This window comes from Mesorhizobium sp. P2_D6 (genome assembly GCF_056404315.1).
The window spans coordinates 1-642 of record NZ_JBFUEG010000087.1 but is presented as its reverse complement, the minus strand read 5'-3'; the positions used below and the strand labels follow the sequence as shown (position 1 = coordinate 642).

Sequence of the window (642 nt, the reverse complement as noted above, 5' to 3'; positions counted from 1 at the left end):
GACATTGTCGAGCGGCAGTGCGTGCTGGAGCAGCGTGTGCGCTACGGCTCGGTAGGTGAGGCCGGTGTCGAGCAGGTTGAGGCGGTAGTGGTCGGCCAGCCGGCGGGCAAGGGTGCCTTTGCCGGCGCCGGCGGGACCGTCGATGGCGATGGTGAAAGTCGGGGTCATTGGCGGGGCGCCGCGATCGAGAGGCGCGATGAACAAGGCAGACGCCGCGATCTTTCCCACCCCCCTCTGTCCTGCCGGACATCTCCCCCGCAAGGGGGGAGATTGGCGGCTTTGGCGCCCTGCTCAATTCTGTAGCGTTGAAGATTAGCGAAAGCTGCGGTGATGCCTGATCTCCCCCCTTGCGGGGGAGATGTCCGGCAGGACAGAGGGGGGTGCTGTCCCGCCGGCGTTCGAGTTTGACTCCAGCCCATCAACCTACCCGATCTCCGCGCCCAGTCCCGTCATCAATCCCATGAACTCCGGAAAGCTGGTCGCGATCATGGCGGCGTCGTCGATGGTCACCGGCTTTTCCGTCGCCAGCCCCATGACCAGAAAGCTCATGGCGATACGATGGTCGAGATGGGTCTGCACGGTCGTGTCCTGGCCATTGGGATGGCCGCCGAGCCCCTTGCCACCCGGCTTGCCGCGCACCAC

Annotated in this window: 1 protein-coding gene and 1 pseudogene; both read right to left on the bottom strand. The window is 65.6% G+C overall.

The annotated features are described in order from the left end of the window. Positions 1-168 (bottom strand): (d)CMP kinase (locus AC1D1L_RS33735; RefSeq protein WP_477345853.1); only part of this gene is annotated, 168 nt, incomplete at its 3' end. 255 nt (positions 169-423) lie between these two features. Then, a pseudogene (locus tag AC1D1L_RS33730) lies at positions 424-642 on the bottom strand (3-phosphoshikimate 1-carboxyvinyltransferase); the annotation flags it as partial.